This window comes from Flavobacterium faecale (genome assembly GCF_048320115.1).
GTDB classification, from domain to species: domain Bacteria; phylum Bacteroidota; class Bacteroidia; order Flavobacteriales; family Flavobacteriaceae; genus Flavobacterium; species Flavobacterium faecale_A.
This window is the reverse complement of sequence record NZ_CP182943.1, coordinates 415,523-437,046: the sequence shown is the minus strand read 5'-3', so window position 1 is coordinate 437,046 and position 21,524 is coordinate 415,523. Positions and strand designations below refer to the sequence as shown.

Genomic DNA, 21,524 nt, shown 5'->3' with positions numbered 1-21,524 from the left:
GGTTGTAAAGGGAAATCATTTTTGTTTATTACTTTACTTGGGCTTTATTACAAAGGGGTACGGTAAAGTGTATCCATGAGATATTTTATAAGTGAAATACAGCTACAATGAGTTTCTAAATATGATAGAAGAGCTGTTTTCAATTTGTTCTTTTTTTCCATTCAAAATCATTTGTGCTAGAATTTTACCCATGGCTTCAAAGTTGGTTGAAATGGTTGTGATTCCGTTTTCTACTATCTTTTTTAGCGGGGTTTCATTATATGATATAACGCCAAAGTCTATCCCTATTTGAAAACCTTGTGTTTTGGATTTTTCGATGACACTCACTAAATCGCGGTCATTGGGTATAACGTAAACTTCGCCTTTTTTCAACTCTTGTTTTTTAAATTCGGTAATGACTTTAAAATTAAAATGCTGGTCAGTGCAGAATTTTTCGAAACCCATTTTCATTCCCACAGGTTCTCTAAAGCCAGGAAATATCATAATGAGTTTGTTGTATTTTTTAAGTCTCGTTTTTGCTTTGGTAAGTCCGTCATAAATATTTTGGGTGAAATTTTGATAGACAGCAGGGTATGATTTTAATGTTTCATTCGTTTGGTCTAAAATATAAACCTCATTAACTGGTAGGGTTTTTATATAATCGTCTGCATTGGTTAAACTGGTAGGCATGATAATGTATTTGGTGTAATTTCCATTGGCATCATTAATTAATTTTTCAAAAACTTTAATATTAAAGTGATGGAAAAATATGTCCACTTGTACATTTTTTCCAAGGTTATGTAAAATCGAATTGTATAAATCTTCTTTAAAAATATTTAGCTCATCAAATAATAGAAAAATCTTCTGTTGGATAGTAACATGGGTACTCTTAACATAATAGCCTTTGCCTAGTATGGCATAGATAATTCCACGTTTTTTGAGTTCTTCATAAGCTTGTAAAACAGTATCTCTTGAAAGGGAAAATTCTAGGCGTACTTTGTTGATAGAGGGTAGTTTGTCGTCTTTTTTGAGCTTTCCGGTTTCTATTGTTTTTTCTATAGAGGTTATGATTTGTTTGTATTTAGGAATTCCAGAATTATTCTCAATGGCTATTAATTTCATATCAATACTTTTTTGCAAGTTAAAAAATAAACTGGTAGGTACTGGTGTGTAAAAGTGAATTATTATCTTATTTTTGTTTTTAGTATTTAATAAAAAATTCATGGAAATAAAACAGATATCTCATTTTACTCCCAATTTTGTAATCAAATCAGTTGGTTTGACGACTGATGACCAAGTTGTTGATTCTTGTGAGTTGACAAATAAAAAAGGTGCTAAGGTTAAGGTGATTACTTTTGGTGCCACATTAACTTCGTTGCAAATACCACTAAAAAACGGAAAATTAGTAGATGTTGTTTTGGGGTTTGACAATTTGGAATCTTACATAAAATCATTTGTATTAGATGGTTGTCCTTATTTTGGTTCAACAGTAGGTCGATATGCTGGGAGGATTAAGGATAGTGTTTTTGAATTAAATGGAAAGAAAATTCAATTGAGTACCAATAACTTCAATCATTCTTTACATGGTGGAATAGATAATTTTAGTCGAAAAATCTGGACCATCAAAAATGTAACTGCAGGTGAAAATCCGTCGGTAATACTGACTTATTGTAGTCCTTCTGGCGAAGAGAATTATCCAGGTGATTTGAATGTGGAATTGCGCTATACTTTAACCGAAGAAAACGAATTGGTTTTAGAGTATGCTGCAACAACAACCGAAGAAACGGTGGTTAATTTGACACATCATACTTATTTTAACTTAGATGGACATGAGGGCAATGTTTGCAACCAAGAGCTACAGATTCCTTCTCAAAAAACAGTTGAAATTACTAATGAAGGAGTTCCTACTGGAAATATAATTGCGGTACAAAATACGGATTTTGACTATAGAACTTCAAGACCATGTCCAGCTTCAATTGATAATAGTTTTGTTATTGAAAATAATGATGCAGTTGCTGCCTCGTTGATGAGTAGTGCCAATAATCTTAAAATGGACGTGATTACTGATCAGCCTAGCGTACATATTTATGTAGGAGGGAAAACAGCTGCTGAATTAAAAAATAAAGAGGGAGTGGCGTACCATTCGCAAAGCGGGATTTGTTTTGAGACTCAAAATTTTCCTGATGCGCCCAATCAACCATTGTTTCCTAACGCAATATTAAAGCCATTAGATACCTATAAACAAAAAACAATTTATAAATTTCAGGAACTTTAGTTTTATTGATTTTATAAACAAACAACTAACTAATTTTAAATAGCATGATGATGAATGAGATTTTAATTAAAGATACAACAGCATTTTATCAAAAAACATTTAGTAAACCTGCGAGTAAAGTAATTCTTTCGCCTGGAAGGATTAATATCATCGGAGAGCATATCGATTATAATGATGGATACGTTTTACCAGCAGCAATTGACAAAATAATCTGTTTTGCATTCGAAAAAAACAATACAAAAACAGCAAAGATTCATGCTGTTGATTTAGATGAAAAATTTGAAATTGATGTAACTGCAAAACAAGAATTGAGTGACAGCGTATGGACGAATTACCTACGTGGCGTTCTAAATCAATTGCAATTAAAAGGATATGAGATTGAAGGTTTCAATTGTGTCTTTAGTAGTAATATTCCAACCGGTTCTGGATTGTCATCGTCAGCAGCTTTAGAATGTGGTTTCTTGTACGGAATAAATGAGCTATTTAACTTAGAAATCAAACCAATTGATATTGCTTTGATGGGGCAAAGTGCAGAGCATTGGGTAGGAATCAATTGCGGGATAATGGATCAATTTTCTAGTGTAATGGGATTAGAAAATAAAGTGGTAAAAATAGATTGTAAAACATTAGATTATACTTATCATGAGGCTAATTTTGTTGATTATTCATTGATTCTTTTTGATAGTAATGTGAAGCATTCCTTGTTTACTTCAGAATACAATACACGTCGAATTGAATGTGGTGAGGGGTTAGAAATTATCAAAGCCAATTATCCAGAAATTAACAGTTTTAGAGATTGTGAGGTATATCATGTTACTAATTTACAATCAAAAATGACTGATAATGTCTATAGAAGAAGTTTGTATGTTGTTAAAGAAATAAAAAGAGTGATTGAAGCTTGTGTTTCTTTGGATAAAGGAGATATATTAAACTTAGGGAAATTAATGTTTGAAACACATGAAGGGTTGTCTGCTGATTATGAAGTGAGCTGTGCAGAATTAGATTATTTAGTGGAACTGGCAAAATCTGAAGAAACTGTAATAGGTTCAAGATTAATGGGTGGAGGCTTTGGAGGTTGCACAATTACTCTTGTGAAAAAAGGGAGCGAAGAATTAGTAAAAGAAAAATTTTCTAAGCTCTATTTTAGCAAATTTGGAATTGAATTAAAAATACATGACGTAAAAGTATCTAACGGTACTTCACTATATAAAAACTAAATGAAAATGAGAAATTTTGATATCAACGAAGATCCACATAGAAGATATAATCCTTTAATTAACGAATGGGTACTGGTTTCGCCACACAGAGCAAAAAGACCATGGCAGGGACAAAAAGAATCTGTTGCAACAGACGATAGGCCTGCTTATGATCCGGAATGTTATTTATGTCCTGGTAATGTACGTGTTAATGGAGAAGTAAACCCAGAATATACAAGTTCATTTGTTTTTGAAAATGACTTTGCCGCTTTGAAGCAAGATGAAATCAATTTTGAAGATAATGTTAGCGATACTTTCTTTAAAGCAAAACCTGAAAGAGGGATCTCAAAAGTAGTTTGCTTTTCGCCAAAGCATAATTTAACTTTGCCTGAGATGGAATTAGACACCATTGAAGATGTAGTACGTACTTGGCAAAAAGAATATACAGAACTAGGGGCAATTGATTATATCAATCATGTTCAGATTTTTGAAAATAAAGGAAGCGTAATGGGATGTAGTAATCCGCATCCACATGGCCAAATTTGGGCGCAATCCTCATTACCTACGCAGGTTGAAAAAACACAAAACAATCTAAAAGCGTATTACGATAAGAATGGAAAGAATCTTTTAGTAGATTATTTAGAACAAGAATTGGTTGAAAAAGAACGTATTGTTGTTGAAAATGAGCGCTTTGTGGCTTTGGTTCCGTTTTGGGCTGTTTGGCCTTTTGAAACGATGATTATTAGCAAGCGTCATATCACTAAAATCACTGATTTTACCACTGAGGAAGTGGCTGCTTTTGCAGAAATATTGAAAAAATTGACTGCGAAGTATGACAATCTTTTTGAAACTTCTTTTCCATATTCATCGGGAATTCATCAAGCTCCTACTGATGGTAACGAGCATCCAGAGTGGCAATTTCATATGCATTTTTACCCGCCATTGTTGCGATCGGCTTCAGTTAAGAAGTTTATGGTAGGTTACGAAATGATGGGAGAGTCACAACGAGATATTACTGCTGAAAAAAGTGCTCAAATGTTAAGAGATTTATCTGAAGTTCATTACAAAACAAAATAAATATATAGTAAGTTTGTCAATGTTGGTTTTTAGGGCCAATACCGACCAATTAATATGTTTTAAATAAAGTATAAATATGAAAATTTTAGTAACAGGAGGTTTAGGATTTATTGGGTCTCATACTGTAGTTGAATTGCAAAATGAAGGTTATGAAGTAGTTATTATTGATAACCTTTCAAATTCGTCTGAGGATGTATTGAAAGGAATAGTTTCAATAACAGGAAAGACACCTATTTTCGAAAAATTAGACTTGAGAGAGAAAGCATCTGTTCAAAGTTTTTTTGCAAAATATACAGATATAGCTGGAGTGATTCACTTTGCTGCTTCCAAAGCAGTAGGGGAGAGTGTTCAAAACCCATTGTTGTATTATGAAAACAATATTACGGCATTAGTTTACATACTTCAAGAATTAGAGAAAAAAGACGAAGCTAATTTTATTTTTAGCTCTTCTTGTACGGTTTATGGTCAAGCAGATGTTTTACCAATTGATGAGAATGCACCTATTAAACCTGCGATGTCTCCTTATGGAAATACTAAGCAAATAGGTGAGGAAGTAATTACAGATGTATCTAAAGTAAGTGGTATCAATGCTATTTTATTGCGTTATTTTAATCCTATCGGAGCGCATCCTTCTGCTGCTATTGGTGAATTGCCAATTGGTGTTCCTCAAAATTTAGTGCCATTTATTACGCAAACAGGAATTGGATTACGTAAAGAATTAATGGTGTATGGAGATGATTATCCAACAGCTGACGGAACTTGTGTTCGTGATTATATCCATGTGGTAGATTTAGCTAAAGCGCATGTTGTGGCTTTGCAACGTTTGTTAGAGAAAAAGAATTTGGAGAAAGTAGAAACTTTTAATCTTGGAACTGGAGTAGGAAGTTCTGTGTTAGAAGTAATCAAGAGTTTTGAAAAAGTTAGCGGAAAACCATTTCCGTATAAAATAGTAGACAGACGTGAAGGAGATGTGACAGCAGCTTATGCTAGTACAGATAAAGCAAATAATGTGTTGGGTTGGAGAACACAATCTACATTAGATGAGGCTATGGATAGTGCTTGGAAATGGGAAACTAAAATTAGAAGTAAAGAATAAATCTGTCTAAAACAAGGATTTTGAAAGTTAGCCTCGTTATTTTGAGTCCATTCAACTAAAAAGAATAGGGTTTCTTAATAGTGCCAAAAGTTTTTTGTATTATTGCACGCGATAATGCTATTTTTTTTTGATATGTATATTTTTATACCTAAATAAGTGTGTAATTGTTAATCTCTTGTTTTGTAACCTGGGAGATACAGTATTGTGAAGGAGGAGGTTGAAATGTTAAGTAAGGAACTAAAATTGAACTAAATATAAATTGAACTAAAAACTAAAAATTGAACTAAAATTATGGAGACAGGATTTGGAATTATTGATTACATAGTCTTTGCAGCTTATGCTGTTTTGATCTTGGGTGTAGGTCTGTGGGTTTCTCGAGATAAAGAGGGGGAACAAAAAAATGCTGAAGATTATTTCTTGGCAAGTAAATCATTGCCTTGGTGGGCAATTGGATCCTCGTTAATTGCAGCAAATATCTCTGCAGAACAATTTATCGGTATGTCAGGTTCTGGTTTTGCACTAGGTTTGGCTATTGCTTCTTATGAATGGATGGCGGCCTTTACTTTGATTATTGTTGGAAAATACTTCTTGCCTATTTTTATTGAAAAAGGAATTTATACGATTCCAGAGTTTGTAGAAAAACGATTTTCAACGAACCTTAAAACGATTTTGGCAGTTTTCTGGATTGCCTTATATGTATTTGTGAATCTTACTACTGTATTATACCTAGGAGGATTGGCAATCGAGACTATTTTAGGTGTTGATATGATGTATGCTATTATTGGATTAGCATTATTCTCAGCGGCTTATTCCTTATATGGAGGTTTATCTGCCGTAGCTTGGACAGATGTTATTCAAGTAGTTTTCCTTGTATTAGGAGGATTGGTGACTACTTATTTAGCATTAAATACGGTTTCTGATGGTGCTGGTATGTGGGAAGGTATGAAAACGATTTATAATGCAGCTCCTGATCGTTTTGTGATGATCTTGGACGAATCTAATCCAGAGTATATGAATTTACCGGGTATTGGAGTTTTAGTTGGAGGTCTTTGGGTTGCCAATATCTACTACTGGGGTTTCAATCAGTACATTATTCAAAGAACTTTGGCTGCAAAATCGTTGCCTGAGGCTCAAAAAGGGATTTTGTTAGCGGCTTTCCTGAAGTTATTAATTCCGTTTATTGTTGTAATTCCTGGAATCGCGGCTTATGTAATGGTTAATGATCCTGAAATCATGGCGAGATTGGGTGCTTCGGCAATGGAGAATTTACCTGGAGTAGGTACTGCTGATAGAGCATACCCTTGGTTGCTACATTTCTTACCTGCTGGTTTGAAAGGATTGGCTTTTGCTGCTCTTGCTGCTGCAATTGTATCTTCTTTGGCTTCTATGTTGAATTCTACATCAACAATTTTCACAATGGACATCTACAAACAGTATATCAATACAAATGCTAGTGATAAAACAACTGTAAATGTAGGTCGTATTTCTGGTGCTGTTGCTTTAATTATTGCAGCAGTGATGGCTCCATTATTGGGGGGTATTGACCAAGCATTTCAATTTATCCAAGAGTACACAGGAATTGTGAGTCCAGGTATCTTAGGAGTGTTTTTACTAGGTTTGTTTTGGAAGAAAACAACCAACAAAGCCGCAATTTGGGGAGCTATAACTTCTATTCCAATTGCGTTGTTCTTTAAAATCGGACCAAAAGGATGGATAGAAAGTGATTTGTTCCCAACTTTACCTTGGATGGATCAAATGGGATATACTACATTGTTAACAATGGTAGTGATTGCAGTTCTTAGTTTGACGCAAAACAAAGGAGAAAATGATCCTAAAGGAATTCCTTTGAACAAAGAGTTTTTCAAAACGAGTCAATTGTTTAATATTGGATCATTTGTGATTTTGATATTGTTAGCAGTGGCTTACGCCTTTTTCTGGAAATAATAGAAACTGTTTATAAATTGTAATCCCTTCTTAGATGTCTTTCTAAGAAGGGATTTTTTTTATGTCTTTTTTTAAAAATTAATATTAGGATGTTGTTTTTATTTCAACATTATCTATATATTTGCAATACACCAGTACGGTACGGTACGGTACGGGTGTGATGGCAAATTTAAACGGAAACAAATGATTTTTAAAATAGAGCAAAATAGTGATGTTCCAAAGTATCAACAATTGGTTGACGGAATTAAAAATGCTATAGCTCAAAAAGAATTGATTGTTGGCGCTGAACTTCCTTCGGTTACAAGTGTTAGTAAGTCCTGTCAATTGTCCAGAGATACTGTTTTTAAATCCTATTTGATTCTGAAAGAACAAGGTGTGATTGATTCAGTACCTAGTAAAGGGTATTATGTAACGGGTGAAACTCGAAAAATTTTATTAGTTCTCGACACATTCAAAGCCTATAAAGAAGTTTTGTATCATTCGTTTATCAATAATTTGCCAGATAATTTTATTACTGATGTGCAATTTCACCACTATAATGTAGATAATTTTAAAACCATTATTCAAAATAGTGTTGGGAAATACTATAAATATGTAGTCATGTCTTTCGACAATGCCGAAGTACCAGAGGTTTTAAGTGTTCTTCCTGTTGATAAATTGTTATGGATTGATTGGAATGTGCACTCACAACCAGAAAATAATTATATTTTTCAAGACTTTGGTCAATCATTTTACAATGCTTTAGTAGAAGCCAAAGAAAACTTACTGAAATACGAATCCATTCATTTTGTATACCCAAAATATACGCATCACCCTATAGAGACAGTAAGGTTTTTTGAAAAATTTGCTTCTGATTTTAAGATGGATTTCAAAATAATAACAGATACTAAAAATTGGACTATCAATACAAACACTGCATATATCAGTGTGAGTGACCGATTTTTAGGGCAGTTTTTAGAGCAAAGTCAAGAGTTGAATCTTGAGCCGGGAAAAGACGTAGGGATTTTGTCTTATAACGAAACTCCTATGAAAAAATTTATCTACAAAGGAATCTCTGTAATTTCTACGGATTTTAAAACTCTTGGAACATTAGGGGCTCAGTTTGTAACCGGTAACGAGCCGATGCAGCAATATGTACCAACGCAATTAACTATTAGAGAATCATTATAATTATGTATTACATCGGATTTGATATCGGGAGTTCCTCCATTAAAGTAGCTTTAGTCGAAATAGCTACAGGAAAAAGTATTGGAGTGGTTCAAGAACCCGAAACAGAAATGAGCATGCTAGCCGTAAAAAACGGTTGGGCGGAACAAAAACCAGAAGATTGGTGGGAGCATTCTTGTAATGCTATTGCTAAATTGAAGAAAAACTACGGTGTATCTAGTGCCCAAATCAAAGGAATTGGAATCTCTTATCAAATGCACGGATTGGTTTTGGTTGATAAAAAAGGACAGTCTTTACGTCCTTCTATTATTTGGTGTGATAGTAGAGCAGTAGCTATTGGAAACGAAGCTTTTGAAACAATTGGCGAAGCAACATGCAATGCGCATTTGTTGAATTCACCAAGTAATTTTACAGCATCTAAATTGAAATGGGTCAAAGAAAACGAACCTGAAATTTACAGCCAAATCCATAAGTTTATATTGCCAGGGGATTACTTGGCATTTCGTTTTTCGAATACTATAAACACTACTATTTCAGGATTGTCTGAAGGGATTTTTTGGGATTTCAAGAAAGATGATGTTGCTGATATTTTGTTACAGCACTACGGAATTGAATCGAATCTCATTCCTGATATTGTCCCTACGTTTGGTTTGCAATCTCAAGTGGATGCCAAAGGTGCCCAAGAAAGCGGACTTGCAGAAGGCACACCTATTTTTTACAGAGCGGGAGACCAACCCAACAATGCACTTTCACTAAATGTGTTTAATCCAGGTGAAGTTGCGGCAACAGGAGGAACTTCGGGTGTGGTTTATGCAGTAACGGACAGTTTATCAGTCAAAGAAAGTGCTAGAGTCAACAATTTTGCACATGTCAATTATACTAAAGGAGCTACTCCAAGAATAGGGAAATTATTGTGTATCAATGGAGCAGGAATTCAATACCGCTGGTTGCTGAATAACCTAGCCGTTGAATCCTATAACGAGATGAATGCATTAGCAGAATCAGTTGAAGTGGGTTCTGATGGTGTGGTATTAATACCTTTTGGGAATGGAGCGGAACGCATGCTCAACAACCAAGAAGTAGGAACCAGATTGGTCAATGTCAATTTGAATAATCACAATAAAGCCCATTTATGCCGAGCGGCTCTAGAAGGAATTGCTTTTTCATTCATTTACGGAATGGAAATAATGCAGTCTGATGGAATCGAAATTAAGGTGATGCGAGCAGGTAACGACAATTTATTTCGTTCTCCGATTTTTGCCAATACCATTGCGATTGTAATGAATTGCGAAATTCAAATTTACAACACTACAGGTGCCATTGGAGCGGCGAGAGCTTCAGGTTTGCACGAAGGTGATTTTGAAAAATTTGGAAAAAACATTACCGAAAATGATTACGTGATGAGCTATAAGCCATTGCCAAATCAAGAGTCTTATAAAAAAGCATATCAAAACTGGAAAAAAGAATTAGAATTAATAATCAACAAATAAAATTTTATAAAAATGGCATTAATAGGCAATAAAGAGTACTTCAAAGGAATTGGAGAAATTAAATTTGAAGGGAAGGAATCTGACAATCCGTTAGCATTCAAATATTACAATCCAGATCAAATCGTAGCTGGAAAAACGATGCGTGATCATTTTAAATTTGCCATTGCTTACTGGCATACTTTCTGTGGACAAGGTTCAGATCCTTTCGGACCAGGAACACAATCTTTTCCTTGGGATCAGTCTTCTGATGTTTTACAAGCAGCAAAAGATAAAGCAGATGCAGCTTTTGAGTTTGTAACAAAAATGGGATTTGATTACTACTGTTTTCATGATTTCGATTTGATTAATGAAGGACCAACATTTGGGGAATCAGAAAAAAGAATCCTTTCTATCACAGAATATTTAAAAGAAAAGCAAGCGGCTTCTGGAGTGAAATTGCTTTGGGGAACCTCTAACTGTTTCTCTAATCCACGTTACATGAACGGTGCTTCTACAAACCCTGATTTCAATGTATTGGCGAGAGCTGGAGGTCAAGTAAAAGTGGCTTTGGATGCAACTATTGCCTTAGGTGGTGAGAATTATGTGTTCTGGGGAGGTCGTGAAGGTTATATGTCTTTGTTAAACACTGATATGGGACGTGAATTGGATCATATGGCACAATTCCTTACTCAAGCTAGAGATTATGCAAGAGCCCAAGGATTTAAAGGAACTTTCTTTATTGAGCCTAAGCCAATGGAGCCAATGAAACACCAATATGATTTTGATTCGGCTACCGCTATCGGATTCTTACGTCAGCATGGCTTGGATAAAGATTTTAAAATTAACATCGAAGTAAACCACGCAACTTTAGCTCAACATACTTTCCAACACGAAATTGAAGTAGCGGCAAATGCAGGTATGTTAGGAAGTATCGATGCTAACCGTGGAGATTACCAAAACGGATGGGATACAGACCAATTCCCAAACAACATTCAAGAAACTACCGAAGCGATGTTAGTTTTCCTAAAAGCTGGTGGATTACAAGGTGGAGGAGTGAATTTTGATGCTAAAATTAGAAGAAACTCTACGGATATGGAAGATGTGTTCTTAGCACATATTGGTGGTGCTGATACTTTTGCAAGAGCCTTAATTACTGCTGATAAAATCATCACATCATCTGCTTATGACAGATTAAGAACGGAAAGATACAGTTCATTCGATTCTGGAAAAGGGAAAGATTTTGAAAACGGAAAATTAGGTTTGCAAGATTTATACAAAATTGCTCATGAAAATGGAGAACTAGAATTAAAAAGCGGCAAACAAGAATTGTTCGAAAATATCATCAATCAATACATTTAATATACATTGATAAAAAATTGTTTTAGTTAGTTGTTTAAGTTGAAAAGTATCGAGTATGTTTTGTTTTATGGTGAAATGACATCTCGGTACTTTTTTTTTAAAAAGAAACAAAAAACAATACATTTAATGAATTAGATAACAATAAGAATTAAGAAAAAAAAATTAACCAACCCACTAATTTTAAATTATGAATACAACAGCAAGTTCCAGTTATTTATGGAAGTTAACATTAGTCGCTACTCTGGGTGGACTTTTGTTTGGTTATGATACGGCAGTTATCTCAGGAACAGTAAGTTCGTTAGATAAGTTTTTTGTACTCCCTTTTGGTTTAGGCGAATTGGAAGCTAATGCACGTTTAGGGTTTTTAGTGTCGAGTGCTTTGATAGGCTGTATTATTGGAGGTGTCTTTGGAGGTTTGATCAGCAAAAAGTTTGGACGTAAAAACGGACTTATTTTGGCAGCTGTATTGTTTTTAATTTCGGCTATTGGTTCTGCCATACCTGAAATGTTTATCAAGCCTTTAGGGCAGGGAGACCATACTTTTATTTACATCTTTGTGATTTACAGAATTATAGGAGGTGTTGGTGTAGGATTGGCTTCTATGTTGTCGCCTTTGTATATTGCCGAAGTCGCTCCAGCAAAAAGCAGAGGAAAACTAGTTTCAATGAATCAATTTGCTATTATTTTTGGTATGTTGGTGGTTTATTTTGTCAATTATTATATCGCACAACAAGGAGATTCTACTTGGCTGGATAGTATTGGGTGGAGATGGATGTTTGCTTCAGAAATTATTCCAGCTTCTTTATTCCTTTTCTTTTTATTCTTTGTTCCTGATACACCAAGGTCTTTGATGTTGCAATCACAACCAGAAAAAGCACTGGATGTTTTAATAAAAGTGAATGGAAAAGAAGAGGCTCACAAAATTTTAGATGAAATTAAAAATACCGTTGTCCAAAGTTCAGGTAAATTATTTTCTTATGGGATTCCAGTGATTGTTTTTGGAGTCTTGATTTCAGTCTTCCAACAATTTGTGGGTATAAATGTAGTTTTATATTACGCACCCGAAATTTTCAAAAGTATGGGTTCAGGAACAGATACTGCTTTGTTACAAACCATCATTGTAGGGGGAGTAAATTTATTGTTTACAGTTATTGCCATTCAAACTGTGGATAGTGTGGGTAGAAAACCTTTAATGATGATTGGAGCTTTAGGTATGGCAGTAGCCATGTTTGCTCTAGGAACTGCATTTTTTACAAATTCCTTAGGCATGTTTGCTTTAATCTGTATGTTGGTATATGTAGCTGCATTTGCTATGAGTTGGGGGCCAGTGGCATGGGTTTTATTATCTGAAATGTTCCCTAATGACGTTAGAGGGAAAGCATTAGCTGTTGCTGTAGCTGCACAATGGATTTCTAATTATGTAGTGTCGTGGACTTTCCCAATGATGGATAAAAATAGTTACTTATTAGAACAATTTAATCATGGGTTTGCGTATTGGATATATGGATTGATGGGATTATTAGCAATGCTATTTATTTGGAAATATATTCCAGAAACCAAAGGGAAAACCTTAGAAGACATGAATAATTTATGGAATAGTGAGGATCATACGATGAAAACATCTTTGGATGTAACTGAAGGATTGTCCAATCCACTGGAGAAATAATTTATTTGAAGTAAGATTAATTTATTTTCAAAACAGATATAATGAAGCCTTCCTGATTATGGGAAGGCTTCATTTTTTATTGCTTTATTATTAAAAACTCTCCTTTGAAATTCTGATTTAAAACGGTCATAACTATTGGAGTTCCATCGGCATCAGGGATTACTTCAATGGATGCTTTTCCGTTGGCCATTTTTATAGATTCACTGCCTGTAGGTGTTCCTTGGTTTTTCATTGTTGTACCACCTTTTAGACATTGGAAATACACTCTTTCTTCATAATCCAAACAACGTAAATTGTTTTTATCTACCGCAAGTGCAGTTACCAAGTAATTACCATTTTTTAATTTTTCGGAGGATAATGTTAATCCTAGAGCCGTATCGTTTTTCTTAAATCGGTAGTTTACATTAATTGTATCTGAGACGGTTTTACCATCTTTGGTTTCACCAACAGCTATTAAAGTGTTTTTTCCTTCTTCAAAGTTCAAATCCCAGTTCAATCCACAAGCAGGAAAAGCTTTGCTGTCCCGTTGCTTTTTACCTAATGATTTTCCATTATGGTAAAGTGTTACTTGGTTGCAATTACTGTACACGCTAATGTTGCGAGCAATGCCTTTTGGCCCTTGTCTTTCTGTCCAAGTATGGGATTCAATATACGTAAACGGTTTTTCACTCCAGTAACTTTTGAATACATAGTATGCGTCTTTTGGATTTCCGTTTCTGTCTGTCAACCCTTTTTGGTTCATATAAGGGATATCATCTTCTGGACGTAACGGTGTTGCAAAATCTTTGAAAGCCCACTGTATATTCCCCACAAAATTAGGGTCATTTTCAGCTACATGTAAATGCCAATCAAATAAATCAACAATATAATTTTCGCTCCAATCGCCTATTTGTGCAATATTAGCCACTTGAGTTTGAACAATGGCTTCTTCCCAACCTTCGGATTTGATCAATCCTTCGCCCGTAACAGGTTTTTCGGTATGGCGACCTACATGGCTGTCTCCGCCATATTCCGCATGGATAAAATGTTTGTATTCTTTTTTATAAGTATCCAATGCTTTTTGATAGCTTTTGTAACTTCCAGAATACCAACCTGACCAGATAGAAGGGGAGAAGACATCTACAACATGGGAACCTTCATAATATTTTCGAATCGCTGTTTTACGAGTAGGATCAAGTTTGTGTGCTAAGTCATTCAATTCACTCAAAAAGGCGGTCGTTTTTTCTGGATCATCACCACCTGGGAAATCAGGCAACCAGTTCATTTCGTTTCCTAATGACCAAAGTATAATACTCGGGTGATTGTAGTTTTGAGCAATCATTTCGGTAAGCATGTTTTTGCTATTCGTTTGCCACACCTCATTTCCAAGGCCACCACGACACCATGGTAATTCGTCCCAAACTAATAAACCTAGTTCATCACAAGCTTTGTAAATTTCTGGATCTTGAGGATAATGTGCTAAACGTACAAAATTCGCCCCCATTTCTTTAATGGCTTCCATATCCGCACGGTGCTGTTTATTCGTCATTGCAGCACCTACACCCGCATGCTCTTCGTGTCTATGCGTGCCACGAATTAACAGTCGCTTTCCGTTTAGGTAAAAAGGCCCATGATCTTTAAATTCGAACCAACGGAAACCCACTTTTTCAGTTAGTAGGTCTTTTTCTTTATTCTTATCTAATAAAGAAACAGTTACCGTATAAAGATTTGGTTTTTGAGTATCCCATAATTCAGGGTTTTTGATATTATCGAATGTGATTGTGGTTTTTACGCTATTTGGGACTACTTTTTTTGTAGCGACTATTTTTCCTTTTGGATTTTTTAATGAGACTTCTAATTTTACATCTTTATTCGCTTCTAAATTGTTAATTGTTGCTACAACATTTAATGAAGCAGATTGATTCGAAACCTTTGGAGTGGTGATTTTAAGGTTGTCAATATGATTTTTTGGCAAAGCCAATAACCAAACATCTCTTGTAATTCCGCCATAAATGGTAAAATCACTTTTTTGAGACGGAATGATTTCAGGATTATAGCTATTGTCCACACGAACAGCAACTTCGTTATTTCCTTGTTTAATCAAGTTCGTGATATCAATCGTAAAACCAATATAACCACCTATATGATCTCCCGCTTCTTTTCCATTAACATAGACTTTGGTTGTAATATTGGAACCCTCAAAATACAATTGGTATACGGTATTGGCAGCAATTTTAGGGATGACAAGTTGTTTTTTATACCAGCTTGCAGCACGTCTGTAGCCTGGGGTGTTATCAGTAGCATCTTCACTATTCCAAGTATGAGGCAAATGGAGAACTGTCCAGTTTTTGGCTTGATTGGCTGTGGTAAGTTTGTTAGTATCGTTTTCTAAATAACTCCAGTTTTCATTGATATTTGTTTTAGTTCTTTGCGCATGAATGTCATGCAACGAGAATAATAAACAGGCTACTGCAATCGAGTATAATAGTGAAGAATTCAAGGGTTTAAAATGCTGCTTTTTCATAAAATCATTTCTTTTTTTGTCTTAATAATGCTTCTAAGTAGTAATAATCACCGTATACAATTGGTTCATCTACTTCATCGTTTTTAGGCTTATGGCCTGTACTATGGTCTAAAATAAAAGGACCTTTTACAGTTTTGTCTAATATGTATTTTTTAGTACTTAAACTAGTCATTACTTTATTCGCATAATTCAGATAGAGGTCGTTTTTAGTATAGTCGTACAATTCATAAAGTCCTGAAGCGACTAATGCCGCTGCCGAAGCATCCCTTGGGGCATTAGGAATTGCGGGGTCTTTAAAGTCCCAATATACAATCCCATCTTGAGGCATGTTTTTATTATTGATAAAATAGTTTGCTGTTGCTTCAGCTTGTTTTAAATAAGCTTTATCTTTTGTGTAACGGTAACACATGGTATAGCCATAAATAGCCCATCCTTGACCTCTTGCCCAAGAAGATTCATCATTGTATCCTTGATGGGTCATTTTTAATTTTGGTTTTCCTGTAATGGTATCATAGGAAACCACATGATAACAGCTATTGTCAGGTCTAAAATGATTTTTTAGTGTGGTATTGGCATGTTGAATGGCAATGTCACGGTATTTGTTATCACCGGATATTTTTGAAGCTTCGAATAACAATTCAAGATTCAGCATATTGTCGATAATCACAGGAAAATCCCAAACTTCTTTATTGAAATCCCAAGAACGTATGGCACCTACTTTTTTATTGAAACGGGTGCTAAGTGTTTGTGCACTTTTTACAATAACGTCTTTATAGTGCTGATTATTTTCGTGTTTAAGTCCATTTCCAAAACTGCAAAAGACTTTAAACCCCATATCATGTGTTTTATTATTGAATTTTTCTTTTTCAATAAAAGCTGTCCATTGTTTCGCTTTTTCTTTGAATTTAGTATCCCCTGTTAGTTCGTACAATTGCCAAAGATTACCCGCAAAAAAACCACTACACCAATCTTTTGACGGAACTTTTCGGATTTTTCCAGTAGCAACAGACATACTTCTAGGGAAACTCAACGAGTCGACAGGATAGTCTAACAAGGCATTGTATCTTGAAGATAGAAGGATTGTGTTCTCTTTGTTGTTAGGTTCTTTCGCAACATTATTTTTGAGTTTACACGCTGTTACCAGCAGTGTAAACCCAAGAATAAAAGGTAAATAATAAATTCTATTCATAATAATTAAAACTAAAATATTTAGTAGCCAGTGTTATTGGGCTTTAAGTTAGGGTTTTTTTCTAATTCCCTACCCGGTAATGGGAAATAGTAATCTTTAAGAGGGTCAAATACTTGTTGTTCTAAACCATTAGCTCCAAAAGCTTCAACACCAATTTTTAATCTTTTAATATCGTACCATCTTCCAAATTCAAAAGCTAACTCTAATCTGCGTTCTCTTAGAACCATTTTTCTAAAATCTGTTTGTGACAAACCTACAATTTCATTAGCTGGATAGTTTGAAGGGACCCCCGCTCTGTTTCTTGCTCTCGCTCTTATTCTGTTAACATATGAAGTTGCTTCAATATTACCCGTTACAGGATTAATTTCGTTTAACGCTTCGGCAGCAATTAGCAAAACTTCAGCATAGCGCATCATGATATAGTTGCTACTAGATTCTCTACCATTTAGTCCCGCTAATCCAATTTTTCGGAAATATTTAGCAATATGCGGTCGGTTTACCGCTCTTGATGACATCGTGGTGAATTTGGTATAATCATAAGTAGTAGTTCCTTTTTTACCAATAGTATCAAAACTTACTGCTCGTCTGTAATCACGTTGGTTCCAGTCATTGAAAACTTTTAAGGACGGAACGGCCACTGACCATCCTTCTCCAAAAGAGAAAGTTTGATCTCCTCTGATTCCTGTGATAGAAGCTAGATAATCTTGCCCTAAGTCATTTACTCTAGATTGGCCGATGAAGTCGATTGTGAATAAAGGCTCTTTTAGGGTTAAAGCTTTGCTAGAATCGAATAAATCTTGATAATTAGCATCTAAATCTAAGCCAAACAAACCCTCGTTATCAATTACATATTTCGCTTCATTATACGCTTTTTGATTGTCTCCCAATGTCAGATAAACGGAAGCCAAGTAGGCAGCAGCAGTTGCTTTAGATGGTAACGATCGTACGGGTTGTTTATTAGGTAACCATTCTTTTGCATATTTTAAATCGGCGATAATTTTAGTATATACATCTGCTTCTGAAGTTTTGCTAATGCTATTAACGGTAGCGATATCCTTTACTGCAAAGTCAATATATGGAATGGCTCCAAAAAGGCGTACTAAATGATAATAGGCAAAGGCTCTAGAAAAATAAGCTTGTGCTGCAATGGCATTAATGGTATTTGCATCTCCACTGACTTTTGCTGCACCAGCAATGGTTTGGTTAGCAGCTCCAATAATTGCGTAGGATTGAGGCCAAAAAGCACTGACAATTTCACTACCATCATTCATCCTAAATTGATCCACTTCAACTCTTGCTGGTGTTGTAGTCAAATCACCTATTTGAGCCATATCTCCTCTTAATAGTAGGGACATGGACAATTGTCTTCCCCAATATTTTTCGGATGCCATATAGGCAAAACTACCGTTTGCTGATGCCTGAAGGTCGGCTGGGGTTTTGAAAAATGATTCGGGAGCCAATAATCCCACTGGATTTTCTTCTAAATCGGAGCAAGCCGTTGCAAAGATTGCTGTCGCGATTAATATGATATATTTTTTCATGGTTTTTCAGTTAGATAATTAAAATTTTAAATTCACTCCCATTGTAAACGTTTTAGTGTTTGGGTAGCTTCCGTAATCCAAACCTAGGTTGGTATTACTTCTTTCATTGTTGTTGTTTCTGTAATTTACTTCTGGGTCAGCACCTGGATATTTTGTAAAAGTCAATAAGTTCTGTCCACTGATGTAGAATCGCACTTTCTCGAAACCCACTTTTTTAACCAAATCAGAAGGCAGTGTATACCCAAGTGAAAGGTTTTTCAATCGGATGTAACTTCCGTCATACACAAATCGAGAGGTGATTCTTTTGGTACGTACTGCTGCCACTGGCACATTTGTATTTGTATTAGTAGGAGTCCAAGAATTCAGAGCTTCGGTAGTAGGATTAGCGTCTCCAGAAGCCATTTCAAGTAAGCTGTAGTTTAAAATATCGCCACCTACAGATGCTTGAAAAAACACATTCAAGTCAAAGTTTTTGTATTTAAAATCATTATTCATACCAGCGTTAAAATCAGGGTTTGGATTCCCAATAATCGTTTTGTCATCAGAGGTAATTTTACCATCAGGAACACCATTTGGCCCACTGATATCTCTTAAAAGTTCTCCTCCTGGAGTATTTTCATAACCGGTAGGGATAGTTTGTCCAGCCTGAATAACACCATCATAAATGTACCCAAAGAACGAGCCTACTGCTTCTCCAACTCGTAATATTTGTGAATCAGGTTGTAAGAAGTGACCTGGAGCTGAGTTGATTAAAATATCTGCATTGTCTGGTAAGGCTACAATTTTGTTTTTATTTGTTGAGATATTAAAATCAGTAGTCCATCTAAAGTTATCTGTTGTGATGTTTTTAGTATTAATCCCTAATTCAAAACCTTTGTTACTTAATTCTCCTATGTTTTGAATTTGAAAAGGATTTGCCAAACCTACATACTCCGGTAACGGACGCGCAAAAAGTAAATCTTTGGTTTTGATAGAATAATAATCTGCTGTAATGTTAATTTTATTATTGAATAAACCAACATCTACTCCAAAATCAGATTGATAGGATGTTTCCCATTTCAAATTGTCGTTTGCCAAAACAGTCACGGCAACAGCATTTACAATTTGGTCTCCAATAACAGAATAGGTTTCAGAAAAACGTGCCAATGTTCCATAAGGAGCAATGGATGGGTTTCCTGTTGCTCCATAACTTGCTCTCCATTTGAAGCTTGAAATCACTTTGTTGTCTTTTAAGAAATTTTCATTCCCCATATTCCAACCCACTGCTCCTGATGGGAAAAGAGCATATTTATTGTTGGCACTAAAGTTGGATGAACCATCACGTCTAGCGGTAAAAGTAACTAGGTATTTGTCATCTAAATCATAATTTACCCTTCCAAAAAGAGATACAATTTCAGTTTCAGTTAAGGAAGAATTAGGCTGTAGATAAATGGCACCACCACCTAAATTGTGGTAAGAAACCGAGTTGGTTACAAATCCAGTAGCCCCCGCTGAAAAAGTAGATACTTTTTCTTTTTGATACGAATAACCACTCATTAACGTTAGCAATCCTTTTCCTAATTCCTTTTTATAGGTCAAGTAATTTTCAGATAGAATATTTGTTGTTTTAGAGTCATTAATAGTTGCTCTTCCTTTAACTCCTTTTCCTGATAATAATGTGTTTGGAACAAAAGTACCCACTTGACTATTAGCCGAATTTAATCCAAGAGTGGTTCTAAACTCTAAACCTTTTAAAAATTCATAGTTAGCATAGAAGTTTGTTCTATAGGTAGTTGCAATGGTTTCGTTGATGTTTTCTGTTGCTGTTGCAAATGGATTGTCGATTTCATCACCAATAGGGTTTGTTGTATACACACCATTTGCATTATAAATTCCTAGACTAGGGTCAAAACGATAGGCTGCTGAAACTACATCGGCTGTTCCTGTACCACCAGATTGTGTTTGAGTTAAAATTCCGTTTCTTTGGCTTTTGCTGCCAAAAACATTTAATCCTACTTTTAATTTATCAGTAACTTCTAAGTCAACGTTACTTAAGATCGTGTAACGCTCTAAATCAGAGTTAAGAACCACACCTTCTTGATTGTAATAATTGCCGGATAAATAGTATTTCACTTTATCTGTTCCTCCAGAAAAAGACAATTGTGTGTTTGAAATATTTCCTGATTTGTAGATTTCGTCTTGCCAGTTTGTATTAGCAGGTCCTTTCACATAATTCGTTGCAAAACTAGAACGATACGCAGCAAATTGGTCCGCATTAAGAACATCAATGGTATTGTTTACTTTTTGCGAAGAATACGATTGATTGAACTCAATATTCGTCTTTCCAGTTTTTCCTTTTTTAGTTGTTACTAAGATAACACCATTAGAACCTCTAGAACCATATATTGCTGTTGCCGAAGCATCTTTTAAAACTTCCATCGAAGCAACATCTTCTGGTGCAGGCATCGATGCACCTACAAATCCATCCACCACAATAAGGGCATCACTACTAGCGTTAATAGACGTTCCACCACGAATTCTAATTTTGATTGGGGCACCTGGCTCACCACCATTATTAGATTGAACAGCAACACCTGCCGCACGTCCTTGTAAGGCTTGTTCAGCACTAAGTACTGGATAAGCTGTTAACTCAGATGCTTTAACAGAAGAAACGGAACCTGTCATATCACTTTTTTTACGAGTACCATATCCTACGACGACCACCTCTTCCAGCGAACTAACATCTGGATCAAGTGTTACATTAATTGTGTTTTTATCGCCAACAATCACTTCCTTAGTTTTGTAGCCCACATAATTGAAAACTAATACCGTCTTTTTATCCGATACCATAATAGAGTAGGAGCCATCCATATCAGTTGAGATACCTGTAGAGGTTCCTTTAATAAGAACATTTGCACCTGGTAAGCCCATTGAGTCATCACTCGAGCTGATTTTACCAGTAACTTTTCGTTGTTGTGCATTTACAATGGTTCCTATTAGGATAAATATTCCTAACACATACCACGAAGTCTTTTTTGTTTTGGTTTTTGTAAACATTCATTTTGGTTTTAAGTTAATTTTAAT

Annotated in this window: 14 protein-coding genes; 9 read left to right on the top strand and 5 right to left on the bottom strand. The window is 35.2% G+C overall.

The annotated features are described in order from the left end of the window. Nucleotides 1–102 precede the first annotated feature (102 nt). Entirely contained in the window at nt 103–1,101 is a 999-nt protein-coding gene (locus tag ACNH59_RS01710) for a GntR family transcriptional regulator (RefSeq protein WP_418263733.1), read from the bottom strand. Between the two features lie 100 nt (nt 1,102–1,201). Between ACNH59_RS01710 and ACNH59_RS01705 the strand changes: the two genes are divergently transcribed. From ACNH59_RS01705 to xylE, 9 genes are all read left to right on the top strand, one after another. After that, a complete protein-coding gene (locus tag ACNH59_RS01705) occupies nt 1,202–2,254 on the top strand; it encodes an aldose epimerase family protein (RefSeq protein WP_418263732.1) in 1,053 nt (350 codons plus the stop codon). Between the two features lie 50 nt (nt 2,255–2,304). Beyond that, nucleotides 2,305–3,471: a galactokinase gene (gene galK, locus ACNH59_RS01700; RefSeq protein ID WP_418263731.1), complete on the top strand. Its 1,167-nt coding sequence runs from the start codon at nt 2,305–2,307 to the stop codon at nt 3,469–3,471. Between the two features lie 6 nt (nt 3,472–3,477). Then, on the top strand, nt 3,478–4,527 hold the full coding sequence (locus tag ACNH59_RS01695; protein ID WP_418263730.1) for a UDP-glucose--hexose-1-phosphate uridylyltransferase: 1,050 nt from the start codon (nt 3,478–3,480) through the stop codon (nt 4,525–4,527). 76 nt (nt 4,528–4,603) lie between these two features. Then, nucleotides 4,604–5,623 (top strand): UDP-glucose 4-epimerase GalE, encoded by a 1,020-nt coding sequence (gene galE, locus ACNH59_RS01690; RefSeq protein ID WP_418263729.1) that lies wholly within the window; start codon nt 4,604–4,606, stop codon nt 5,621–5,623. A 291-nt stretch (nt 5,624–5,914) separates the two neighbouring features. Then, the gene (locus tag ACNH59_RS01685; protein ID WP_418263728.1) at nt 5,915–7,567 is read left to right on the top strand and encodes a sodium/sugar symporter; all 1,653 of its coding nucleotides are present in this window, start codon (nt 5,915–5,917) and stop codon (nt 7,565–7,567) included. A 183-nt stretch (nt 7,568–7,750) separates the two neighbouring features. Continuing rightward, on the top strand, nt 7,751–8,737 hold the full coding sequence (locus ACNH59_RS01680; RefSeq protein WP_418263727.1) for a GntR family transcriptional regulator: 987 nt from the start codon (nt 7,751–7,753) through the stop codon (nt 8,735–8,737). A 2-nt stretch (nt 8,738–8,739) separates the two neighbouring features. Then, a complete protein-coding gene (locus ACNH59_RS01675) occupies nt 8,740–10,224 on the top strand; it encodes a xylulokinase (RefSeq protein WP_418263726.1) in 1,485 nt (494 codons plus the stop codon). A 12-nt stretch (nt 10,225–10,236) separates the two neighbouring features. After that, nucleotides 10,237–11,562, top strand: coding sequence for a xylose isomerase (xylA, locus tag ACNH59_RS01670; RefSeq protein WP_418263725.1), 1,326 nt, complete (start codon nt 10,237–10,239; stop codon nt 11,560–11,562). 187 nt (nt 11,563–11,749) lie between these two features. Further along, nucleotides 11,750–13,228, top strand: coding sequence for a D-xylose transporter XylE (gene xylE / locus ACNH59_RS01665; RefSeq protein WP_418263724.1), 1,479 nt, complete (start codon nt 11,750–11,752; stop codon nt 13,226–13,228). Nucleotides 13,229–13,304: 76 nt separating this feature from the next. On the opposite strand, the gene ACNH59_RS01660 is transcribed toward xylE, so the two are convergent. From ACNH59_RS01660 to ACNH59_RS01645, 4 genes are read right to left on the bottom strand one after another with little or no spacing between them, the layout of a single operon-like run. Then, the gene (locus ACNH59_RS01660; protein WP_418263723.1) at nt 13,305–15,731 is read right to left on the bottom strand and encodes a glycoside hydrolase family 2 protein; all 2,427 of its coding nucleotides are present in this window, start codon (nt 15,729–15,731) and stop codon (nt 13,305–13,307) included. A 4-nt stretch (nt 15,732–15,735) separates the two neighbouring features. Beyond that, nucleotides 15,736–16,920 (bottom strand): glycoside hydrolase family 88 protein, encoded by a 1,185-nt coding sequence (locus tag ACNH59_RS01655; RefSeq protein ID WP_418263722.1) that lies wholly within the window; start codon nt 16,918–16,920, stop codon nt 15,736–15,738. A gap of 20 nt (nt 16,921–16,940) precedes the next feature. Further along, a complete protein-coding gene (locus tag ACNH59_RS01650; RefSeq protein WP_418263721.1) occupies nt 16,941–18,461 on the bottom strand; it encodes a RagB/SusD family nutrient uptake outer membrane protein in 1,521 nt (506 codons plus the stop codon). An 18-nt stretch (nt 18,462–18,479) separates the two neighbouring features. Next, on the bottom strand, nt 18,480–21,497 hold the full coding sequence (locus ACNH59_RS01645) for a SusC/RagA family TonB-linked outer membrane protein (protein WP_418263720.1): 3,018 nt from the start codon (nt 21,495–21,497) through the stop codon (nt 18,480–18,482). Nucleotides 21,498–21,524 lie beyond the last annotated feature (27 nt).